This window comes from Candidatus Rokuibacteriota bacterium, from assembly GCA_016209385.1.
Lineage (GTDB): Bacteria > Methylomirabilota > Methylomirabilia > Rokubacteriales > CSP1-6 > JACQWB01.
This window is the reverse complement of record JACQWB010000149.1, coordinates 16,836-39,024: the sequence shown is the minus strand read 5'-3', so window position 1 is coordinate 39,024 and position 22,189 is coordinate 16,836. Positions and strand designations below refer to the sequence as shown.

Annotated in this window: 18 protein-coding genes; 16 read left to right on the top strand and 2 right to left on the bottom strand. The window is 68.0% G+C overall.

Translation table 11 applies throughout. From position 1 onward, the window contains the following. The first annotated feature begins 26 nt into the window (after nt 1-26). From HY726_10545 to HY726_10510, 8 genes are all read left to right on the top strand, one after another. Entirely contained in the window at nt 27-3,455 is a 3,429-nt protein-coding gene (locus tag HY726_10545; protein ID MBI4609438.1) for an N-6 DNA methylase, read from the top strand. 8 nt (nt 3,456-3,463) lie between these two features. Beyond that, a complete protein-coding gene (gene pyk, locus HY726_10540; protein ID MBI4609437.1) occupies nt 3,464-4,882 on the top strand; it encodes a pyruvate kinase in 1,419 nt (472 codons plus the stop codon). Between the two features lie 274 nt (nt 4,883-5,156). Then, nucleotides 5,157-6,491: a sugar ABC transporter substrate-binding protein gene (locus HY726_10535; GenBank protein MBI4609436.1), complete on the top strand. Its 1,335-nt coding sequence runs from the start codon at nt 5,157-5,159 to the stop codon at nt 6,489-6,491. Nucleotides 6,492-6,542: 51 nt separating this feature from the next. Further along, nucleotides 6,543-7,424, top strand: coding sequence for a sugar ABC transporter permease (locus HY726_10530; protein MBI4609435.1), 882 nt, complete (start codon nt 6,543-6,545; stop codon nt 7,422-7,424). After that, nucleotides 7,421-8,269 carry a carbohydrate ABC transporter permease gene (locus HY726_10525; protein ID MBI4609434.1) on the top strand — a complete coding sequence of 283 codons (849 nt, stop codon included), beginning with the start codon at nt 7,421-7,423 and terminating at the stop codon, nt 8,267-8,269. The genes HY726_10530 and HY726_10525 overlap by 4 nt, the downstream gene beginning before the upstream one ends. Nucleotides 8,270-8,339: 70 nt before the next feature. Then, nucleotides 8,340-9,803: an aldehyde dehydrogenase family protein gene (locus HY726_10520; GenBank protein MBI4609433.1), complete on the top strand. Its 1,464-nt coding sequence runs from the start codon at nt 8,340-8,342 to the stop codon at nt 9,801-9,803. Nucleotides 9,804-9,898: 95 nt separating this feature from the next. Further along, complete coding sequence (locus tag HY726_10515) at nt 9,899-11,827, top strand: hypothetical protein (protein MBI4609432.1); 1,929 nt, start codon at nt 9,899-9,901, stop codon at nt 11,825-11,827. A gap of 63 nt (nt 11,828-11,890) precedes the next feature. Continuing rightward, nucleotides 11,891-12,679 carry an enoyl-CoA hydratase/isomerase family protein gene (locus tag HY726_10510; GenBank protein ID MBI4609431.1) on the top strand — a complete coding sequence of 263 codons (789 nt, stop codon included), beginning with the start codon at nt 11,891-11,893 and terminating at the stop codon, nt 12,677-12,679. A gap of 526 nt (nt 12,680-13,205) precedes the next feature. Here HY726_10510 and HY726_10505 read toward each other — a convergent pair. Continuing rightward, nucleotides 13,206-13,520: a hypothetical protein gene (locus HY726_10505; protein ID MBI4609430.1), complete on the bottom strand. Its 315-nt coding sequence runs from the start codon at nt 13,518-13,520 to the stop codon at nt 13,206-13,208. Nucleotides 13,521-13,667: 147 nt separating this feature from the next. On the opposite strand from HY726_10505, the gene HY726_10500 reads away from it, so the two are divergent. From HY726_10500 to HY726_10465, 8 genes are all read left to right on the top strand, one after another. After that, on the top strand, nt 13,668-14,903 hold the full coding sequence (locus HY726_10500; GenBank protein MBI4609429.1) for a DUF1116 domain-containing protein: 1,236 nt from the start codon (nt 13,668-13,670) through the stop codon (nt 14,901-14,903). Nucleotides 14,904-14,923: 20 nt separating this feature from the next. Then, a complete protein-coding gene (locus tag HY726_10495) occupies nt 14,924-15,667 on the top strand; it encodes a 3-oxoacyl-ACP reductase FabG (GenBank protein MBI4609428.1) in 744 nt (247 codons plus the stop codon). A gap of 81 nt (nt 15,668-15,748) precedes the next feature. Then, on the top strand, nt 15,749-16,465 hold the full coding sequence (locus tag HY726_10490; GenBank protein MBI4609427.1) for an aspartate/glutamate racemase family protein: 717 nt from the start codon (nt 15,749-15,751) through the stop codon (nt 16,463-16,465). 162 nt (nt 16,466-16,627) lie between these two features. Next, nucleotides 16,628-17,602, top strand: coding sequence for a DctP family TRAP transporter solute-binding subunit (locus HY726_10485; protein MBI4609426.1), 975 nt, complete (start codon nt 16,628-16,630; stop codon nt 17,600-17,602). Nucleotides 17,603-17,777: 175 nt separating this feature from the next. Beyond that, on the top strand, nt 17,778-18,173 hold the full coding sequence (locus HY726_10480; protein MBI4609425.1) for a TRAP transporter small permease: 396 nt from the start codon (nt 17,778-17,780) through the stop codon (nt 18,171-18,173). Further along, nucleotides 18,152-19,435, top strand: coding sequence for a TRAP transporter large permease (locus tag HY726_10475; GenBank protein ID MBI4609424.1), 1,284 nt, complete (start codon nt 18,152-18,154; stop codon nt 19,433-19,435). The genes HY726_10480 and HY726_10475 overlap by 22 nt, the downstream gene beginning before the upstream one ends. A gap of 148 nt (nt 19,436-19,583) precedes the next feature. Then, nucleotides 19,584-20,111 carry a DNA-binding protein gene (locus HY726_10470; protein ID MBI4609423.1) on the top strand — a complete coding sequence of 176 codons (528 nt, stop codon included), beginning with the start codon at nt 19,584-19,586 and terminating at the stop codon, nt 20,109-20,111. 16 nt (nt 20,112-20,127) lie between these two features. After that, a complete protein-coding gene (locus HY726_10465) occupies nt 20,128-21,372 on the top strand; it encodes an amidohydrolase family protein (GenBank protein MBI4609422.1) in 1,245 nt (414 codons plus the stop codon). A 125-nt stretch (nt 21,373-21,497) separates the two neighbouring features. On the opposite strand, the gene HY726_10460 is transcribed toward HY726_10465, so the two are convergent. Beyond that, nucleotides 21,498-22,178, bottom strand: coding sequence for an SUMF1/EgtB/PvdO family nonheme iron enzyme (locus HY726_10460; GenBank protein MBI4609421.1), 681 nt, complete (start codon nt 22,176-22,178; stop codon nt 21,498-21,500). Nucleotides 22,179-22,189 lie beyond the last annotated feature (11 nt).

The following is a 22,189-nucleotide window of genomic DNA, read 5'->3' as shown; positions in this document are numbered from 1 at the left end:
TCGTTGGGACGCCCGCAAGTCACGTCGTGAATCCCAAGGCGGACGTCCACCTCTTCGGCCATGAGGTGAATCCGGATACCTGGGCGGTCATCAAATCGGATATGATGATGCTACGGACATACGGCCACGACGCCGACAATATCGAGTTCGGGAGCACCCTCTCGAACGACCGCCACCCGCGCCGCAGGTTTGACTACCTGATCGCCAACCCGCCCTACGGCAAAGATTGGAAGCGGGATCAGGAGCCGGTAGAGAAAGAGCATGAGCGGGGCCCGTCCGGCCGCTTCGGGGCGGGGCTTCCCCGGATCAGCGACGGTCAGCTCCTGTTCCTCCAGCACATGCTGGCCCATATGGAACCGCCGGGGGACGGGGGCTCCCGGGTGGCCATCATCATGAACGGCTCGCCGCTCTTCACGGGGGACGCCGGGAGCGGTGAAAGCGAGATCCGCCGCTGTATCCTGGAGAACGACTGGCTCGAAGCCCTCATTGCCATGCCCGAGCAGCTCTTCTACAACACCGGCATCGCGACCTACGTCTGGGTGTTGACCAACCGGAAGGCGCGCGCGCGGAAGTGGAAGGTCCAGCTCGTTGACGCCACGTCGTTCTGGGCGCCCATGCGCCGGAGCCTGGGGGACAAGCGCCGGGAGATCCCGCCCGAGAAGGCCTGGGACATCGTGAGGATCCTCAAGGACTTCAGGGATGGCGACACACGCCTCGTGACCCAGGACGGCAAGGAGGGAGAGGTCGTCGTGTCCAAGATCTTCCCGACGACCCACTTCGGCTACCGCAAGATCACGGTCGAGCGGCCGCTCCGGCTCAACTTCCAGGCGAGCAAGGAGCGCATCGCCCGCCTGGACGAAGAGTCGGCGTTTCGGAGTCTTGCCCGGAGCTCGAAGAAGGACCCCAAAGCCAGGGCTCGGGAGGAGGGCGAGGGGCGCGCGCTCCAAGAGGCGATCCGGAAAATGCTGGCCGGCATGCCGGGGACCCTCTTCAAGGACAGGGAGAAGTTCCTGGGCGCCCTGAAGACCGCCGCCAGGAAGGCCGAGATGAAGATCACCGCTCCCGCCCATCTCGCGGTTGACCCTGACCTCGTGTATGTGACGACCCGGCTCGAAGGAACGAGGACGCGCTTTCTGCCTTTCAACCAGGGCAGGTTCGGTGGGGCCGGGAACCCGCCCGTTCTGCCAGCGGAGTCGGGTTACGCCACGGCGTACCTCTGGGAGAGGATCTGGGCCCGAGACAGCGTCCTGAACCTGATCCAGCACTTCATCCACGGGGTGGAGGAAGAGGACGAGGCGGGGAGACCGACAGGCCGCCGGAGCCTCATCTTCCCCCGCTACCACCAGCTCGATGCCGTGCGGCGACTCGTCGCCCATGCCCGTGAGCACGGACCGGGGGAGCGATACCTTGTCCAGCACTCGGCCGGGAGCGGCAAGTCGAACTCGATCGGCTGGCTCGGCCACCAGCTTTCGGTGCTCCACGATGCTCATGACCGCCGGGTCTTCGACTCGATCATCGTCATCACCGACCGGCGGGTCCTCGACCGCCAGCTCCAGCGCACCGTCCAGGCCTTCGAGCAGATGCCGGGCGTGGTGGAGAACATCGACAAGACCTCCCGCCAGCTCAAGGAGGCCCTGGAGTCGGGGAAGACGATCATCGTGACAACGCTCCAGAAGTTCCCCGTGATCGCCGACGAGATGGGAGGCCTCCCCCAGAAGCGGTTCGCAGTCATCGTTGACGAGGCTCACTCCTCGCAGACGGGGGAGAGCGCCAAGCACCTGAAGAAGGTACTGGCGACGGGGAGCCTGGACGAGGCGGAGCGGGAGGAGGGCGAGGAAGGGGAGGACCTGGAAGATCGGATCGTGGCCGAGGTGAAGGCCAGGGGGCGGCTCCCCAACGTCTCCTATTTCGCCTTCACGGCCACCCCCAAGGCCAAAACCCTGGAGCTCTTCGGCACCCGGCGCACGGACGGGAGGTTCGAGGCCTGGAGCCTCTACAGCATGCGCCAGGCTATCGAGGAGGGGTTCATCCTCGATGTCCTGGAGCACTACACAACCTACAAGGTGTACTGGCGGCTCCTGAAGAAGATCTCGGACGACCCCCGGTACGACCGGGACAAGGCTAGCTACCTGCTCCGGTCGTTCGTGGACCTCCACGAGCACGCGATCCGGAAGAAGATCGAGATTGTGGTGGAGCACTTCCACGGGCAGGTGGCCCACCGGATCGGGGGGAGAGCCAAGGCGATGATCGTCACCCGCTCGCGGCTCCACGCGGTGGGGTACAAGCTCGCGCTGGACCAGTACCTCCGGGAGAAGGGCTATCCCTACAAAGCCCTCGTGGCCTTCTCGGGCACTGTGCGAGACGGGGGAGTGGACTACACCGAGTCGAACATGAATGGCTTCCCCGAGGCCCAGACCGCCGGGACGTTTGAGCGTTCCGAGTACCGGTTCCTGGTCGTCGCCGAGAAGTTCCAGACGGGCTTCGACCAGCATCTGCTCCACACCATGTACGTGGACAAGAAGCTGAGCGGGGTCAACGCTGTCCAGACCCTCTCCAGGCTGAACCGGACCTACCCGGACAAGGCCGAGACCGTGGTTCTGGATTTTGCCAACGAGGCCGACGATATCCAGAAAGGCTTCCAGCCGTACTACGAGAGGACGCTTCTTTCGGAGGCCACCGACCCGAACCTCCTTTACGACCTCGAGCGGCAGCTCTTCGGCTTCCACATCTTCTCCCAGGTTGAGGTGGATGCCTTCGCCCGTCTTTACTTCGCTCCCAGGTCCACCCAGGACCAGCTCTATGCAGCGCTCCGGCCGGTGGTGGATCGGTTCGTGGAGCTGACGGAAGACGAGCAAGCGGACTGCCGGGGTAAGCTGGCCGACTACGTCCGGCTCTACGCCTTCCTGTCTCAGATCCTGACCTTCACCGACGCGGATCTTGAGAAACTGTACGTCTTCGGGCGCCTCTTGCGCCGGTACCTGCCGGCCAGCCGAGAGGAGCTGCCGCGCGAGATCCAGCAGAACGTGGACATGGAGTCCTACCGCATCCAGCGTCGGCACACGGGGAAGATCGGCCTGGAGCGCGGTCAGGGAGAGGTTGAGCCGATCGGAGTCAAGCCGGCCCAGGGACCGGCGCCCGAGGAGATCGAGCTGCTTTCCCAGATCATCCGGGAGCTCAACGAGCGGTTCGGGACCGACTTTACCGAGGAGGACCGGGTCTTTATCCAGCAGCTCGAGGACAAGCTCGCCGGGGACCCATCCCTCACGGCGAGCGTGCGGACGAACACGCCGGAGAACGCTCGCCTCACGTTCGACCTTATCGTGAACGACCGCCTCCAGGACATGGTCGAGACGAACTTCAAGTTCTACAAGCGCGTCACTGACGATCGGGAATTCGCCAAGTTCTTCTTGGACTGGCTGTTCGAGCGGTTCAGATCAAAGGTGATCAAGCCCTGAGCTCGTCCATGCGCCGGACCAAGATCGTCTGCACGATCGGACCAGCGAGCGCGTCTCCGGAAACCCTTGACGCCCTCGTGAGCGCCGGGATGGACGTCGCGCGGCTCAACTTCTCCCACGGCAGCCACGCCGAGCACGCCGAGGTGATCCGGCGGCTCAGGGAAAGGGAGGGGCGCTGGAAGAAGCCCGTCGCGATCCTCCAGGACCTTCAGGGGCCGAAGGTGCGCCTCGGTACCTTCGCGGGCGGGAGCGCCGTCGTCGCGTCGGGGCAGCCCTTCACGCTCACGCCTGAGCCGTGCCTCGGCACTGCCGCGCGGGCCACGATCAGCCATCCCGAGCTCGTTGGCGTGCTGAAGGCCGGCGACCCGATCTGGCTCGGGGACGGCATGGTCCAGCTCCGGGTGGACGCCGTCGAGGGTGAGGAGATCCGGTGTCGCGTCGTGGCGGGCGGGACGCTGTCGGACCACAAGGGAGTCTCGTTCCCACGACTCGCGGTCCCGGTCTCGTGCCTGACGGACAAGGACCGCCAGGACCTCACGTTCGGGATCCAGCACGGGGTCGACTACGTGGCGGTCTCCTTCGTGCGATCGGCGGCCGACATTCAGGAGGTGAGGAAGTTTCTCCACCAGCATGGCGCCGACGTCCCGGTCGTCGCCAAGCTCGAGCGCGGGGAGGCTGTGGCCAACCTCCCCGAGATTCTGGCCCTGGTGGACGCCGTGATGGTGGCGCGTGGGGACCTGGGCATGGACGTCCCGCTGGAGGAGGTGCCGATCATCCAGAAAGAGGTGATCCGCCGGGCACGCCTCGCGAAGGTGCCGGTCATCGTGGCGACCCAGATGCTCGAATCCATGGCGACCCATCCCCGCCCCACGCGCGCCGAGGTCTCCGACGTGGCCACGGCGATCTTCGACGGTGCAGACGCCATCATGCTCTCGGCCGAGACGGCGACCGGCCAGCATCCCGTGGAGGCGGTGGAGGTCATGGGCCGGATCGCCGAGCGGGCCGAGCAATCGCTCCCGCTGAAACACGTGGACCGCCGGCGGCAGGAGGTCTATGGCTTCCCGGGGGCGATCTCCGACGCGGCCTGTCACGCCGCGCGCACGCTCAAGGCGCGGGCGATCGTGGCCTTCACGCAGTCGGGGTTCACGGCCCGCCTCATCTCTCACGAGCGCCCCGAGGTGCCCGTTATCGCGCTGACCCCCGACGTCGCGGTCCAGCGGCGCCTCGCGCTCTTCTGGGGGGTGTCCTCCCGGCTCATCAGGAAGGTCGAGACCACCGACGAGATGATCGAGGAGGTGGAGGCGACGCTGCTCGGCGATGGCTCGGTCAAGCCTGACGATGTGCTCGTCATCATCTCGGGCGCTCCGATGTGGGTCACGGGGACGACGAACTTATTAAAGCTCCACCGGGTCGGCGAGCGCCGCTAGTGCCGTGCCAACTAACTTCGCCTTACTTCGTCCTCGGTCGTCGCCGATCCTCACGTACAACTGCGTACGCTCCGGTCGGCTCCTCCCTGCGTCCTCGTCATGCTCGTTATTTGGCCCGGCACGCCGAACTCTCCGTTCAGTTGCATGCAATTTGTTGGAGGCCCCGTAGCCTCAGGACAGGGTCGCCCGGTTGGTGTTAACCTGATTCTCCGGCAGTGGTCGGGGCGAGTCCAGACCTCATCGTTTCGGCATGCTCAAGGAGGAGGACACGAACATGAGCAATCATCGGGTGAGTTTCATGACGCGTCGCCGATTTGTGCGCTTGGGGGCGGGCGCTGGCGCCGGACTGCTCTTCGGTTTGGGATCGCCGCGGCGCTCGCAGGCGGCGAAGACGCTCCGCCTCTTGACGCCCGAGGCCGATCCCGGGCAGATCAAGGCCTGGAACGCGGTCTTCGAGGATTTCGGCGCGAAGCACAAGGACATCACCGCCAAGGGCGAATACGCCAAGTGGGACGACATCACCAAGAAGCTCGCCGCCGACATTGCGGCCGGGTCCCCGCCGGAGATCGTCGCCGGCGGCAGCAACCCCTCGTTCGTCGCTGCGCAGGTCAAGCGCGGGCTGGTGCTCGATCTGGCCCCCCTCATCGACGCCCTCGGACGGGCAGACTTCCAGGAGGCGGCCCTCAAGGTCTGGCAGTACGGCGGCATCCAGATGGCGATCCCGTATGGCGGCCAGTGGCCGGTGCTCTGGTACCGGAAGGACCTCCTGGCCGAAAAGGGGCTGAAGCCGCCGGTGACCTGGGACGACTACCGGGCGGTGGGAGAAAAGCTCACCGATCCGGCGAAGGGGACCTACGGCGCCGTCTTCAGCGCGGGACGGACCTGGAACACGCACCTGATGGCGCTCATCACCATCTGGAGCGCGGGAGGCCTGCTGTTCGACGAGAAGCTCAACGTCGTGTTCGATTCCCCCGAGACCCGACGGGCCCTGACCTACTACGGGGAGATGGCGACCAGGTTCTCCCCGCCCGATGTCGGGCAGTACGGCTTCCGCGAAGCTTCCGCGGCCTTCACCTCCGGGAAGACGGCGACCACCTTCTACTGGGGCCGGGTCCTCTCCCACCTCTACGCCCAGGCTCCCCAGCTGCTCCCGAAGAGCGCGACCGCGCACATCCCGCGGGACAAGCAGTACCGCACCACGCTCCACTTCGACGAGTTCTACGTCTACAGGAACGCCGCGGGCGCGAAGGAGGCGGTCGAGCTGGTCAAGTTCATGCTCCAGGCCGAGCAGCTCACCCGTCTTCTGTCGCCGGTGGCAGGTCATGTCGTCCCCACTCGGAAGAGCGTCGAGCGCCTCTACGGCCAGCATCAGTGGCTCAAGGAGAACCCGGAGATCGTGCCGAGCCTGATCACCCCCATCGACTTCGCCATCTCGCCGACCCACGAGTCGAGGCATCACCCATTCAACTACAAGTACCTCGCCGTCGAGGAGAAGAACGTTCTCACCGACTGCGTCCAGAAGATCGTGATCGGCAAGGAGCCAGTCGGCAAGGCCGTCGAGTGGGCCCACAGGCAGATGGTGGAGGTGACCCGGGACATCAGAGGGTAGGGAGAGACGGGGCGGCTCGTCGGCGAACCCAGGCGGGCCGCCCACCCGGCCATGACCGCCCGCCTCATCGAACGGAACCTCGGGCCCGTCCTGCTGCTCCCGAGCCTGGTGTTCTTTGTCGCGCTCCTCCTCTATCCCCTCGGGTACGGGATCTACACGAGCCTGTTCAACCGCCACCTGCTGGACGTGAGCGGGACGTTCGTCGGGCTCGGCAACTATATCTGGCTTCTCACTAACCCGGAGTTCTGGGAGGCCCTCTGGCACAGCGTGTTCTGGGCTGGCGCCACGGTCGGCTTCCAGCTGATCCTGGGCACGGCGGCTGCCCTGCTCCTCCACCAGCCGTTTCGAGGCCGGTCGATCGCGCGCGGGCTCATCCTGTTCCCCTACATGACGCCGATCGTCTCCGTCGTTCTCGTGTGGATCCTGCTCTACAACGCGCTGTACGGCGTGCTCAACTACCTCTTGCTCCAGCTCGGGCTGATCAGCCGGCCGCTTGCGTGGCTGGCCCACCCGGACACCGCGCTCTGGAGCGTGATCCTCGTGGCGACGTGGAAATACTTCCCGTTCGTCGTCGTGATGGTGCTGGCGCGGCTGCAGGTGATCCCGCAGGAGCTGTACGAGGCCGCGCGGGTTGACGGCGCGGGCGCGGGTGCCCGGTTCCTGGAAATCACCCTGCCGCAGATCCGCGACGTGCTGGTGGTTGTGGCGCTGCTCCGGACGATCTGGATGTTCAACAACTTCGAGGTCGTGTTCCTCCTCACGGGGGGAGGTCCGCTCCGGGCCACCATGACCTTGCCGATCCTGGTCTACGAGCAAGCCTTCGGTCTCTATGAGGTCGGCCGCGGTTCCGCGGTGGCAGTGGTCATGTTCTTCTTTCTCGTAGCGGTCATGCTGCTCTACTTCCGGCTCTTTCCCAAGGAGGAGTTCGCGTGAGGACCCGTAGGGGCCGATGGGTCGCCCGGTTCCGGGCCTTCCAGCATTACGGCCTCGCGCTGCTCCTGCTGGGTGTCGTCTGTTTCCCGCTCTACTGGATGTCCGTGACCTCGCTGAAGCCGCAGCAGGAGGTCTTCCAGGTGCCGCCCTCGTGGATCCCGCGCACCTGGACGCTCCGGAACTACAACGATCTGCTGACCCTCACGGACTTTGCGCGGCTTTTCTTCAACAGCGTGAAGGTGGGCCTGTTCAGCACCGTCCTCTCCCTGGTCGTCGGCACGCTGGGGGCCTTCGCCCTGGCGCGCTTCTCGTTCCGCGGCAAGGAGCTGTTTGGAGGCTCGGTGCTGCTGGCGTACATGTTCCCGGGCGCGCTCCTGGCGATTCCGCTCGTCATGCTCTTCGCCCGCCTCAGGCTCTCCAACAGCCACACCGGCCTGACGCTCTCCTACATGACCTTCGCGGTGCCCTTTATCATGTGGGTGCTGCGGGGCTTCTTCCGCGCGATCCCGCGCGACTACGAGGAGGCCGCCATGATCGACGGGGCGTCCCGGTGGGGCGCCTTCGTGCGCGTGGTCCTTCCCCAGGCGATGCCCGGGATCATCGCCACGGGGATCTTTGCGTTTATCTTCGCCTGGAACGAGTACCTCTTCGCCCTCCTCCTGATTTCCGACGAGTCGCTCCGGACGCTGCCCCCGGGCCTGATGCGCTTCCTGTCGGCCACCGATGTGAACTGGGGGCTGATGATGGCCGCTTCGGTGCTGGTCACGCTGCCGATGGCGCTCGTCTTCGGCTTCATCCAGCGCCACCTCGTGACAGGGATCGGGGCCGGTGGAGTCAAGGGCTGAGGAGCGCGGTGATCCTGGATCAGCAAGGGTTTCGGCAGCTCACACACAGAGCGATGCTTGGACCGCCCGAATGGGCGGAGGAGGCAACACGATGAAGAGCGAGCTGTTCATCGGCGGTAGCTGGCGCGCGCCGCTCTCAGGCGAGACCTACGCCACGGTCAACCCCGCGACGGAGGAGGAGAGCGCGCGGGTGGGCAAGGGCGACGAGCGCGACATCGACTTGGCGGTGCAGGCCGCACGGAAGGCTTTCGACTCTGGCCCCTGGCCGAAGATGAGCGCAGCCGAGCGGGGCCGCATCGTCTGGAAGCTCGCGGACCTGATCATGGCGAACCTGGACGAGATGGCGCGGTTCGAGAGTCTCTGCACGGGGAAGACCCTCTTCGACTCGGGCAAGGTCGAGATCCCGTTCGCCGCCGAGGTCTTCCGCTACTACGCGGGGTGGGCGACCAAGATCCACGGGGAGACCCTCGCCCTCCGCGAGGGCGCCTTCACGTTCACGCTCCGCCAGCCCATCGGCGTCGTGGGGGCGATCGTTCCCTGGAACTTCCCGTTCCTCCTCGCATCGTGGAAAATCGCCCCGGCCCTCGCGGCCGGCAATACGGTGGTCCTGAAACCGGCGTCGCTGACGCCACTGACAGCGCTCAAGTTCGCCGAGCTCTGCGCGGAGGCCGGGCTTCCCGAGGGCGTGTTCAACGTCGTCACCGGCCCCGGCTCCAAGGTCGGGATGGCGCTGGTGCGTCATGCGGGTGTGGACAAGATCGCGTTTACGGGTTCGACGGAAGTCGGCAAAAAGATCATGAGCGAGGCGGCGGGCACGCTCAAACGCGTCTCCCTCGAGCTGGGCGGCAAGTCGCCGAACATCGTCTTCGCCGACGCTGACATGGAGGCGGCCGTGAGGGGGGCGATGACCGGCATCTTCTATAACAAGGGCGAGGTCTGCGCCGCCGGCTCCCGGCTTTTCCTCGAGGAGAAGATCCACGACGAGTTCGTCGCCAAGCTGACCGACCGGGTCAAGGGGCTCAAGGTCGGCGATCCCATGGACAAGGCGACGCGGATGGGCCCCGTGGTCTCCAAGCAGCAGATGGAGACTGTACTTTCGTACATCGAGGCCGGAAAGCAGGAGGGCGCGCGCGTGGTGACGGGTGGCGGCCAGGCCAAGGTGGGGAACGGCAAGGGCTTCTTCATCGAGCCCACCATCTTCGACCAGGTCTCGAACCGGATGAAGATCGCGCGCGAGGAGATCTTCGGGCCGGTCCTCTCGGTGATCCCGTTCAAGGCGATCGAGGAGGGGATTGCGGAGGGGAACACGACGACCTACGGGCTCGCCGCGGCCGTGTGGACACGCGACGTGGCGAAGGCGCTCCGCGCGGCACGGGCGCTCCGCGCCGGCACGGTCTGGGTGAACGCCTACAACCTCTACGACGCCGCGCTGCCCTTCGGCGGGTTCAAGGAGTCCGGGTTCGGGCGGGAGCTGGGCTCGGCGGGGCTCGAGCTCTACACCGAGGTCAAGACCGTCTGGGTCGATCTCTCCTGACGCCGCGCCTCCGACGCCGGATCGTCCTTCTCGCGCTGGCTGTCGCGCTCGCGCCTTCTGACGCGTCGGCGGCGGTCCAGCGCGTCGAGGTCGAGATGCGCGAGACCGTGCTCGGCAGCGCAGCCTTCGGCGCGGCGGGCCCGTACGAGAAGCTCGCCGGCAGGATCTTCTTCGCCTTCGATCCCGCCAATCCCGCGAACGCGCGGATCGCCGATCTTGAGCGGGCGCCCCGGAACGCCGCGGGCCTGGTCGAGGCCCGGGCAAACTTCATGGTCCTCAAGCCCAAGGAGCCGCGCGCGGGGCGTGGCGTCGCGCTCCTCGAGGTGAGCAACCGGGGCGGGAAGGCGGCGCTCCCGTACTTCAACGGCGCGCGCTGGAACCTCGATCCCACCACGCCCGAGGACTTTGGTGACGGCTTGCTCATGCGCCAGGGCCTGACGGCGATCTGGGTCGGCTGGCAGTTCGACGTTCCGCTCCAGTACGGTCTCCTGCGCCTCGACGTGCCTGTGGCGACGGGCGACGGCGCGCCGGTCGAGGGCCTGGTCCGGAGCGACTGGACGGTCGACCGGACCGTCAGGACGTTGAGCCTCGGCCACCGCAACCACGTGTCCTATCCCGTGCACGACCCGGGGCGTCCCGATAACGTGCTGACCGTTCGCGACGGTCGCCTGGCGCCGCGCCGCGTTGTCCCGCGCGATCAGTGGCGCTTCGCGCGGGAGGCGGGCGGCGAGGTCGTCGAGGACCGCGGGCACATCCACATGCCCGCCGGCTTTCTAGCGGGGAAGATCTACGAGCTGGTCTACCGCGGCCGGAACCCCGTCGTGGCGGGGCTGGGCCTCGCCGCTGTGCGGGACGTCGTTTCGTACGCCAAGTACGATTCCAGGAGCCTCTTCCCGGCGAAGGCCGGGATCGCCGTCGGGATCTCCCAGACCGGTCGGTTCCTGCGCCAGTTCATCTACGAGGGGTTCAACACCGACGAGCAGGGGCGGAAGGCCTTCGACGGGATGCTGATCCACACGGCGGGCGCCGGGCGCGGGAGCTTCAACCACCGCTTCGCCCAGCCGTCGCGGGACGCCCAGCGCTACTCCTCGTTCTTCTACCCGGTAGATCTGTTTCCGTTCACCGGCCGGGCTCAGCGGGATCCCGAGACCGGGAGGAGCGACGGTCTCTTCGCCCGTCAGAGCCAGGACCACCTCCCGAAGGTCTTCTACACGAACACCGGCTACGAGTACTGGGGGCGCGCGGCGTCACTCATCCACACGACGGTGGACGGGCGGGCCGATACCGAGCTGCTTTCGAACGAGCGCGTCTATCATCTCGCGGGCGGCCAGCACTTCGTGGGGTCGTTCCCACCCGCATCCCGCGCAGCCGGCGAGGGAGTGAGGGCTTACCGGGGCAACCCGCTCGACTTCCTGGTCTCGCTCCGCGCCCTGCTCGTGCGTCTGACAGCGTGGGTGGCTGACGGGGTCGAGCCGCCTCCGAGCAGTCACCCGCGGATCGATGCCGGCTCGCTGGTGTCGATCGACCGGGTCAGGTTCCCGAAGATCCCCGGGGTGCCGCTCCCGAGGTTGATCCACGAGGCCTACCGTGTGGACTACGGTCCGCACTGGGCGAGGGGGATCATCACCCTCGAGCCGCCAGTACTCGGCAAAGCCTTCCCGTCGCTGGTCTCCCAGGTGGACGACCTCGGCAACGAGGTCGCCGGCGTCAGGGGCGTGGAGCTGCTCGCGCCCCTCGCGACGTACACCCCGTGGAACCTGAGAACCGGGTTTCCCGGCGCGACGGATGAGCTGACGGATTTTCTCGGCACCTACATCCCGTTGCCCCGTACCGAGGCGGAGAGAGCGCGGAGCGGCGATCAGCGCCCGAGCATCGAGAAGCTCTATCCGACGCGAGCCGACTACCTTCGCGCGGTGTCAACAGCCGCCGCGACGCTGGCGAAGGCCGGGTACCTGCTCGCCGAGGATCTCCCGCGGGTCCACGATCGCGCCGCGCGCCACTGGGACTGGTCCGTGCAACGCTGAGGGCGCTTGAGGTAGAATGGCAGCGCTTTTCACCCGAACACCCGAACCCCGGAGGGCACGGCCATGGCGTACAAGACGCTCCTGTTCGAGATCAAGGATCAGGTCGGCACCGTCACCCTGAACCGGCCGGAGGCCTACAACGCGCTGAACCTGACCCTGGCGCGCGAGCTCTTCGACGCGTCGCTGGAGCTGGACGAGAATCCGGACGTCCGCTGTATCGTCGTCACCGGAGCCGGCAAGGCGTTCTGCGCTGGCGGCGACGTCAAGGACTTCGCCGACAACCTGCCGCGGATCGGGATCCTGGTCAAGGAGCTGACGACGTACCTCCACGGAGCTGTCTCGAGGCTGGTGAGGAGCCAGAAGCCGGTGATCATGGGCGTCAACGGCGTCGCGGCCGGCGGCGGGCTCTCCCTCGCGCTCTCGGGCGACCTCGTGATCGCGGCCGAGTCGGCGCGCTTCACGATGGCCTACTCGAAGATCGCGGCGACGCCCGACGGCTCGTCGAGCTATTTCCTCCCCCGGCTGATCGGGCTCAGGCGCGCCATGGAGCTCTATTTCACGAACCGCGTCCTCAGCGCGCGCGAGGCGCTCGAGTGGGGGCTGGTCACGCGCGTCGTCGCCGACGCCGAGTTCTCCGAGGCGCTACGAAGCCTGGCGCGAGAGCTCGCCCAGGGGCCCACGCTCGCCTTCGGCGGGGCCAAGCTCCTCTTCCACCAGTCCACCCACGAGAGCCTGGAGACCCAGATGGAGCTGGAGTCCCAGGCCATTGCCCGGAGCGGCCACACCGAGGACTTCAGGGACGGCGTCACCGCGTTCGCCCAGAAGAAGACCCCCACGTTCAAGGGCAGGTAGGGGGATTGCGGCATGAAGTTAGGGATCAATCTTCCCCATTTCGCCACGTTTCCCTCGCAACTACATGAACCTCGACCTCTTCTACGGTCTTCCCGAGCTTGGGCGGGAGACGCTGGATTCGGTCCTCGGAACCATGGAGCGCTTCGTGCGCGTGATCGCTCCCCAGGTCGTGGGCTGAAGGGGAACCGATGGGCGCGCACCGAGGGCGCCGGAGGTGGCTCCGGCGCCCGTCGCGACGCCGGCAATTACCGGGAATCGCCCCGCGGACCACTGGGCCCGGGCGTCGCCTCCTCGTCGGTCGGCAAGGCTTGTTTCGAAGCCGTCGCTCGTTTCCGACGACGGATTCTGTCGAAGATCACGTGGTAAAACGCGATGCAGATAAACGCCAGAACGATTATCACAATGCCAACGAGCCGTTCCGTCCAGCCCATTTCCATGGCGCGCCTCCGCGATGAGTAGTCGGAGCCCCGGGTCAGGGTAACCCTATGCTGCCCAGCCCGAAGCTTGGATTGAGACGACCGGGAGGCTACGCGGTGGGAGGGGGCCTGATGATCCGGGGGGAACTGGCAGGGCTCTGGGCCGAGGCTGGCCACTCGGCCAGGAAGAGGCGTCCCGAACAGGAACCGGCCGACGCGGTGATATGATCGCAGGCCTGGAGGGCCGGATCGATGCGCGGGGGAGTCAGCGAGGCGGCGTCCTCGACCGCCTGGCTCGCGGGATTGTCCCACGAGAGGATCGAATCCCAGACCTCATCGACGATGGCCAGACCGTACTGCACCTGGGCCAGAAGCATCAGGCCGATGAAGAGGAGAGCCAAAACGACCGAGCGTCTTGCCGCCATCGATTGCACTATGCGAGCGATGTCGGGGAACTGTCAAGCCCGGTCACCTGTGGTGAGGCCTGAGACCCGCTGGCCCGCTGCCGTCGGGCGCCGCGGGGTGGTTGCGTCGCCGCATCCGCTGGCCACGCCCGGCCCTCGGGGTGTGACGTGAGCGTGAAGGCCGCGAACGCTGACGCTGTGAGCCGACTCGTCGCGGCGGAACCGGTGCTCGTGGACTGCGTCCCCGCCGCCGAGGCCCTCGGGCTCGAGGCCCACGCGGTGCTCCACGCGGGGCCGCCGATCGAATGGGACGCGATGTGCCCGCCGCTCCAGGCCGCGGTCATGGGCGCGCTCAGATACGAGGGCTGGGCCGGGAGTGAACCCGAGGCGGCCGAGCTGGCGGCGCGCGGGCGGGTGAGGTTCGAGCCGTGCCACCATCGGGGCGCGGTCGGGCCGATGACGGGCCTGATCACGCGCTCGATGCCGGTCTTCGTCGTCGAGAACCGAGCGCTCAGCAACCGCGCCTCGGCGACGATCAACGAGGGGTTGGGGCGCGTGCTCCGCTTCGGCGCCAACGATGAGGGCGTCCTCACGCGCCTGGCCTGGCTCAGGGACGAGGCCGGCCCGCTCCTCGGACGCGCGCTCCGTCGCGCGGGCGGGATCCCGCTCAGGCCGCTCATGGCGCAGGCGCTCCGCATGGGCGACGAGATGCACCAGCGGAACGTCGCCGCGTCGTCGCTCTTCGTGCGCGCGATCCTTTCCCCGCTCGTGCGCGAGGCATCGGGCCCGGAGCTCGCCCGGCTCGCCGACTTTATCGTCGGCAACGACCAGTTCTTCCTGAACCTGGTGATGGCGGCGGCCAAGGCGGCGACGGACCCGATCCTCGGGATCCGCGGCGCGACGGTAGTCGCCGCGATGGCGCGGAACGGCACGGAGTTCGGCATCCGGGTGGCCGGCTGCGGGGAGCGCTGGTTCACGGCGCCGGTCAATACCCCCGAGGGGCTCTTCTTCCCGGGGTTCGGGCCGGAGGACGCGAACCCGGACCTCGGTGACTCGGCCATCGTGGAGACGATCGGCCTCGGGGGCATGGCGATGGCCGCCTCGCCGGCCGTCGCCGGGTTCGTCGGCGCCGGCGGCCTGGCCGAAGCGCTCAGGATCACGGAGGAGATGCGGGAGATCACCCTGGGCGAGCACCCGCATTTCAGGATCCCGACCCAGGACGAGCGCGGGGTCCCGGTCGGCATCGACGTGCGCCGCGTCGTCGCGACGGGCATCACGCCGCTCATCAACACCGGGATCGCCGGCCGGAAAGCCGGCGTGGGTCAGGTGGGCGCGGGGGTCGTCCGGGCGCCGCTCGGCTGCTTCACGGCGGCCCTGGAGGCGCTCGCCGCGCCCTCGGCCTGAGGTCGCACTGAGGAGGCGCCATGGGACGGCTGGACGGGAAAACGGCGGTCGTGACGGGTGGGAACACGGGGATCGGACGCGAGGTCTGCCTGGCCTTCGCCGCCGAGGGGGCCGACGTCGCGGTGAACTACATCGCCCGCGAGCCGGATGCTCGGAGCCTGGTCGAGGCGATCCAGGGGAAAGGCCGGCGCGCCCTCGCCGTCAAGGCGGACGTGACCCGGGAGGACGACGTCCGGGTGATGGTGGACCGGGTCCTCCAGGCCTTCGGCCGCATCGATGTCCTCGTCAACAACGCCGGGATCCAGAAGGCCCAGGCGATCACCGAGATGAGCGTGGAGGACTGGGACCGGATGATGGCCGTGCATCTCCGCGGCACTTTCCTCTGCTGCCGCGCGGTGGTCCCGCACATGCAGGCGCGCGGGACCGGGAGGATCATCAACATGTGCTCGCAGCTCGCCTACACCGGCCGGGCGCGCTATACGGCCTACTCCGCGGCCAAGGGCGGCATCGTGACCTTCACCCGCTCCCTCGCCCAGGAGCTCGCGCCCGCGATCCAGGTGAACGCCGTCGCCCCGGGGCTCGTGGACACCGGCTTCGATCCGCTTCCCGAGGAGCGCAAGCGCGAGATCGCCGCGGCGCTGCCGCTCAAGCGGCTCGGCCGCCCTAACGACGTGGCCCCCGTGTTCGTCTTCCTGGCCTCGGACGAGGCGCGCTACTTCTGCGGCCAGACGCTCGGGCCGAACGGCGGGGAAGTCATGCCGTGAGGAAGGTTTCGCTTGACGCCCGTGGCCGCCCGGGACCACAATTCGGGCGGTGGGGAAGCGGGCACGACCCGGGGAGGTCGCATGCGGCTGCTGGTCATCAACCCCAACAGCTCGGAGACAGTAACGGCCGCGATCATGCAGTCGGCGCGCCGGGGCGCGGCGCCCGAAACCGAGCTGATCGGCGTCACGACCAAGGGCGGGACGCGCAACATCGACTCCGCCTTCGGCGACTACCTGTCCGGCGCCTACATGATCCGGACCTGCCTCGAGGCGGTGAAGCTCCACCGGCCCGATGCGGTCGTCCTCGCCGGCTTCGGCCGCGTCGGGATCGACGCGCTCAAGGAGGCCCTCGACATCCCGGTCGTCTCCATCTCGGAGGCGTCCATGGCGGTCGCCGCGCTCCTCGGCCACCGCTTCTCCACCCTGACGATGCTCGACCAGTTCATTCCCTACCAGCAGGACCTGGTCCGCTTCTACGGCTTCGAGGCCAAGTGCGCGTCGGTCCGCGCGATCAACGTCAACGTCGAGGAGTGCGTGACGAACCGGGAGGAGACGCTGCGCCAGCTCAAGGCGGAGATCCAGAAGGTGGTGGCGGAGGACCGCGCGGAGGTCGTGATCCTCGCCTGCGCCGGGCTGTGCGGCTACGACGCGGAACTCTCGCGCCTCGCGGGGGTCCCGGTCATCGACCCCGTCGCCGTCGGAGTCAAGGTCGCCGAAGGTCTGGTCGCCCTCGACCTCAGGCACTCGAAGGTCCGCAAGTTCGCCCACCCGCCCCAGGACCTCGAGGCGTATCTCTAGGCGCGTGGCGGAGTAATGCCCTTCGAGCGCGGACTTGGCCCGCGCAACCGATTCCTGGGGGAGGCCTCGGAGGGGGCCCGGGTACCCACGCCGAAGGCGTGGGTGTCCCCCTCCGATTGTGCGGCGGGGCCCTGCGCCCCATCGCGTCAGAGGAGGAAGACCATGAAAGCCTTACTCGCGCTCGCGGTCACGCTCGTCCTGGCCACGCCGGCCAGCGCGCAGCAGGTCAAGATCCGCTTCGCGGGAAACCTGCCGCCAGAGAACTCGAACTCGCGGGCCATGGAGGTCTTCAAGCACGAAGTGGAACGGCTGTCGGCCGGCGGCATGCTGGTGGACACATTCCCGGCGATGCAGCTCGGAGGCGCCAAGGACAACCTCGACCAGGTGAAGACCGGTACCCTCCAGGCCGCCTACCTGTCCACGGCCTTCATGACCGGCTTCGTGTCGAAGCTCGGCGTGTTCAACCTGCCGTTCATCTTCAAGGATCGCGAGACGGCCTTCCGCGTCCTCGACGGGCCCATCGGCAAGGAGATCGAGCGCGAGATGGAGAAGGCGGGCTTCAAGAACCTCGGGTTCTGGGAGAACGGCTGGCGGCACATGACGAACAGCAAGCGGCCGATCACGACGCGGGACGATCTCTCCGGGCTCAAGATCCGTCTCCAGAACAACAGCGTTCATCTCCGGACGTTCAAGCTGCTCGGCGCGAACCCGGTGCCGATGGACATCAAGGAGGTCTACTCGGCGATGCAGCAGGGCGTCATCGACGGGCACGAGAACCCCTTCTGCAACACCCTGAACCTGAAATTCTACGAGGTGCAGAAGTACCTCTCGGTGAGCGGCCACTTCTACGACCTGATGGGCGCCATCATGAACAAGCGCTTCTACGACGGGCTCTCCAAGGACCGGCAGGGGATCATCGACCGTGCCGCGCGCGGCGCGACCGAGTTCCAGCGGAAGCAGGCGGCCGAGGACGACCTGAAGTGCCTCGAGCAGCTCAAGCAGAAGGGCATGCAGGTCAACACGATGTCGCCGCCGGCGCTCGAGAAGTTCCGCGAGGTAACGCTTCCGGTATACAAGGAGTTCGAGAAGGAGCTGACGAAAGACCTCATCGACCGGTTCGCCGCGGCCAACCGCTAGACGTCACGCAAGAGACATGCCGGGTTCGAGCGCCCACCCGCCCCATCGGGGCGGGTCCCCGGCCGGCGCAATCGAAGGGGGAGGTGCCGGAGGGGGCCGTCGAGGCCCCCTCCGGTTTGTCGTCGATGTTCTGGCGGCGCTGACGCGGGTGGCCGTCGCGCTCGCGATGGGCGCGATGGCCACCGTCATCAGCACGGAGGTCTTCTTCCGCTACGTCCTGAACAGCTCCCTCTATTTCTCCGAGGAGCTGTCGCGCTTCTGCTTCATCTGGGCGGGCTTCCTCGGGGCGAGCCTGGCCCTGCGCGACGGCGGCCACATCGGTGTGACCCTGGTGGTGGACCGACTCTCGCCGGGCCTCCGCGAGTGGGCGCTTGCCGGGGCGCGGGTCCTCGTGCTGGCGCTGCTCCTGGTGGTGGTGGTGACTGGGGCCTCGGTGCTCCCCGACCAGTGGGAGCAGCAGACCTCCACCCTCGGCTTCAGCGTGTTCTGGTTCTACCTGGCGGTGCCCGTCGGAGCGCTGCTCATGGCGGTGCAGCTGCTCGGCCTCCTGTGCTCGCCGCGATCACGCTGACGTTCTTCGCCACGGCGCTCCTCGGGGTGCCGGTGGCCTTCGCGCTCGGCCTCTCGAGCCTGGCCGCCGTGCTCTTCTCCTCGGACCTGCCGCTCCGCATGATCCCCGAGCGGATGCTCGCGGCGGTTGACTCGTTCCCGCTGCTCGCCATCCCGCTCTTCATGCTGGCCGGGGAGCTGATGGAATCGGCCGGCATCCTCTCGCGCCTGGTCGAGTTCGCCCGCGTCCTCGTCGGGCATATCCGCGGGGGCCTGGCGCACGTGTGCGTGGTGTGCGAGATGATCCTCTCGGGCGTGACCGGCACCGCGGTCGGGGACGCCGCCGCGCTCGCCAGCGTCTTCCTCGGCCCGATGAAGCGGGAGTACGACGAGGAGTTCGGCGCCGGCGTCGTCGCGGCCGCGGCGAACATCGGGCCGATCATCCCGCCGTCGGCGGCGATGATCGTCTACGCCATCATGGCGGGGTCGAGCGTCTCGATCGCCGGCCTCTTCCTCGCGGGGATGGTGCCGGGAATCCTGATCGGGGGCGGCATGATGGCCCTCGCGTGGGCGATCGCGCGCCGCCGCGGCTACCCTGTGGCGGGGATGCGCCCCCGCGCCCGGGACGTGGCCCTTCGCACGTGGCAGGCGCTCCCGGTGCTGCTGATGCCGGTGGTCGTGATCGGGGGCATGGTCGGGGGCGTGTTCACTGCGACGGAGGCTGCGGCGATCGCGGTGGTCTACGCCCTCGTGGTGGGTTTCTTCGTCACACGCGAGCTGAGGCTGGCGCATCTCTGGCCCGCGCTCGTCCGGAGCGGCGCGACGACGTCGATCGTGGTCATCCTGATCGCGCTGGCATCATCGGTCACCTTCCTCCTGACCGTCGAGCAGGTGCCCGCGACGGTCGCCTCGTTCCTCAAGTCCGTTACGGCAAGCCCGACGGTGTTCCTGACCCTCGTGATGCTGTTCCTGATCGTCGTCGGCATGTTCCTGGAATCGAACGCCGCGTACATCATGCTGGTCCCGATCCTCCATCCGATCGCGCTCCAGTACGGCGTCGACCCACTCCACTTCGGGCTCGTCTTCGTGCTCAACCTGGTCATCGGCATGCTCACGCCGCCGGTCGGCGTTGTGCTCTTCGTGGTCGCGAGCCTGTCGGGGCTCACGATGGAGCGGCTCGTCCGCGGCGTCTGGCCGTTCGTCGTGCTGCAGTTCGGGGTTCTGTTCCTGTGTGTCTACTTCCCGGGCCTCTACCTGTGGGTCCCGAGGCTGTTCGGATACTAACTCTTGCTCGGAGGGGGGCGCACCCACGCCGACCCCCCGCGCTGGCGCGCGGGTGTGGCGCGGGTACCCGCCCCGTCCGAAGCCTCCCCCCGGGATTGCGCCGGCAAAGCCGGCGCTCGGACCGGCGGATGGCGGAAACGAGGGTGGCATGGCAGCGAAGCGCATGATCGCCCGCAGCGCGCGGGCCGGGAGCATCGTGGTGGTGCGGCTCGCCTACGGCGAGATGCTGCTCGAGTCGCTTCGGGAGATCTGCCGCGCCGAGAAGATCCGGAACGGCGTGATCCTGACCGGGTTCGGAAGCCTCACCGATCTGTCGGTGACGGGAGTGGTGGGCTCGGCATTCCCGCCGAAGCGCTTCTACAACCGGCGGACGCCGCGCGGGGCCGAAATCCTCGCGATCAGCGGCGTGATCGCGGACTACCACGTCCACGCCCACGTCGTCCTCTGCGACAAGAAGGGGGCGTTCGGCGGCCATCTGGAGCCGGGCTGCCGGATCCTGAGCCTGGCCGAGATCGTGATCATGCGCATCGAGGGCGTGAAGCTCGCCCGCCGGCTCGACCCGGCCACCGGCCAGAAGCTCCTCCAGGCCGTCCGCGCCTACCCGCGCGACGGCGGGCGGCCGGATCAGGAGGGAAGCCTCCTGACCGTGGAGAAGCGGCTCGCCCGACGACGCTGACGCGCGAGCGGCCCCCATGATCGACCTCCTGCTCCGGGCCTGCCGTCTCCCAGATCGCGACGGCCTTGCCGATCTGGCGATCGCCGACGGGCGGATCACCGCGATCGGGGCGGTGCGCGAGGCGGCTCGCGAGACGGTCGAGGTGCGCGGCCGCGTCGTGACGCCGGGGCTCGTGGAGGCCCACATCCATGTGGACAAGGCCCTCCTGTCCGATCGCGTGAGCGGCGCTGCCGGGACGGTGGAAGAGGCGATCCGCCTGACCGGAGAGGCGAAGCGGCGCTTCACGGTGGAGGACATCCGCTCCCGGGCCCGGCAGGTGCTCGAGCTGGCCATCGGGGGAGGTACGACCGCCATGCGGACCCACGTCGACGTGGATCCGATCGTCGGCCTCCAGGGGATGGAGGCGGTGCTGCCGCTCAAGCGAGAGTACGCGCCAGCGCTCGACCTTCAGGTCTGCGCCTTCGCCCAGGAAGGGATCCTCCAGGCGCCGGGGACCGAGGCCCTCCTGCGTCAGGCCCTCGCGATGGGCGCCGATCTGGTCGGCGGCGTCCCGTATAACGATACGGACCCGGCTGAGCACATCGCCAGCGTATTCAACCTCGCCCGGGAGTTCGACGTGGACGCCGACTTCCACGTAGACTTCTTCGACGAACCTGAGCACCTGCACGTCCGGGAGATCGCGCGACAGACCGTCAGCGCGGGCTGGCAGGGGCGGGTCGCGGTCGGCCACCTCACCGAGCTCGCCGCGCTCCCGGTGTCCGAGCACGACGCGATCATCGCCGACATCGCGGCGGCCGGCATCGGCGTCATCTGCCTCCCAGCCACGGACCTCTACCTGACGGGCCGTCGCGACGAGCTGAACGTCAGGCGAGGCCTCACACCCATTCGCCGTCTCTTGGCCGCAGGCGTGCCGGTCGCGCTCGCGTCGAACAATGTCCGCAACCCGTTTACGCCTGTCGGCACCGCGGATCTCGCGCACATGGCGTTCATCGCCGTCGTGGCAGCGCACATGGGGGCGCCCGCGGAGATGCGCGAGCTGGTCGCCGCCCTCACGACCTATCCGGCTCGGATTCTCCGGTTGCGTGACTACGGCCTCAGTATCGGGTGCCGGGCCGATCTCGTCGTGTGGGAGTGCGAGCGCCCCGAAGATATCGTGGCCGCGCTCCCGCCCCGCGCCCTGGTCGTGAAGAACGGGCGGGTGACGATCGAGCAGGAGCTCCGCATCAACGCGCGGTGGCGGGAGGCTCCGACTCGTCCGTGACCGCCGCCTGTGAGCGCGCGCCACGAGCGTGTTGGAGTAGTACCGTTTCGAGCGCGGGCTTCGCCCGCGCAACCGAGTCGTGGGGGAGGTCTCGGAGGGGGCCGTCGAGGCCCCCGCCGATTGTCCTACGGGAGTCGGACGACGCGGAAGCTGTAGTCCGAGTACCGGAGGTGCGCGGGGAGGCTCGAGCGGTGGGCCACGGGGCTCCAGGGGAACTGGTGCCGCCAGGCGCCGCCGCGCGACACCCGCCGGGTTCCAGCCAGCGGGCCCCGGGGGTTCAACGTCGGAGACGCGAGGTAGTAGCCTTCTTCGTACCAGTCCATGCACCACTCGTGGCAGGAACCCGAGAGGTCCGTGAGATCGTAGCCGTTGGCGGGACCTGAGCCGGCGGGAGGCGGCGCTCGCAGCGGGAGCGTGACCCCGGCGAAGACCTCCTCGGCCTTGGCCTTGCCCCACGGGTAGCGCGCTCCGTCCAGGCGGCCGCGCGCGGCCTTTTCCCACTCGGCCTCGGTCGGCAGCCGGTGCGTCTGACCGGTCTCCAGCGTGAGCCACTCGCAGAAGGCCACCGCCTCCCGCCAGCTCACCCCCACCACGGGCTGGCGCGGATCGCTGAAGCGCGGGTCGCCCCAGTACGCCGGCGGCGCGATCGGGTTGATCTCGAGGAAGCGCCCGTACTCCGCGTTGGTGACCGGCGCCTTCGCGACGGCGAAGTCGTCCACCCAGACGGGATGGCGCGGGCCCTCCCCCGGGAGGCCCTCCTCCCAGCCCATCCAGAACTTGCCCGCCGGGATCTCCACGAACTCCACGGCGTCCAGTA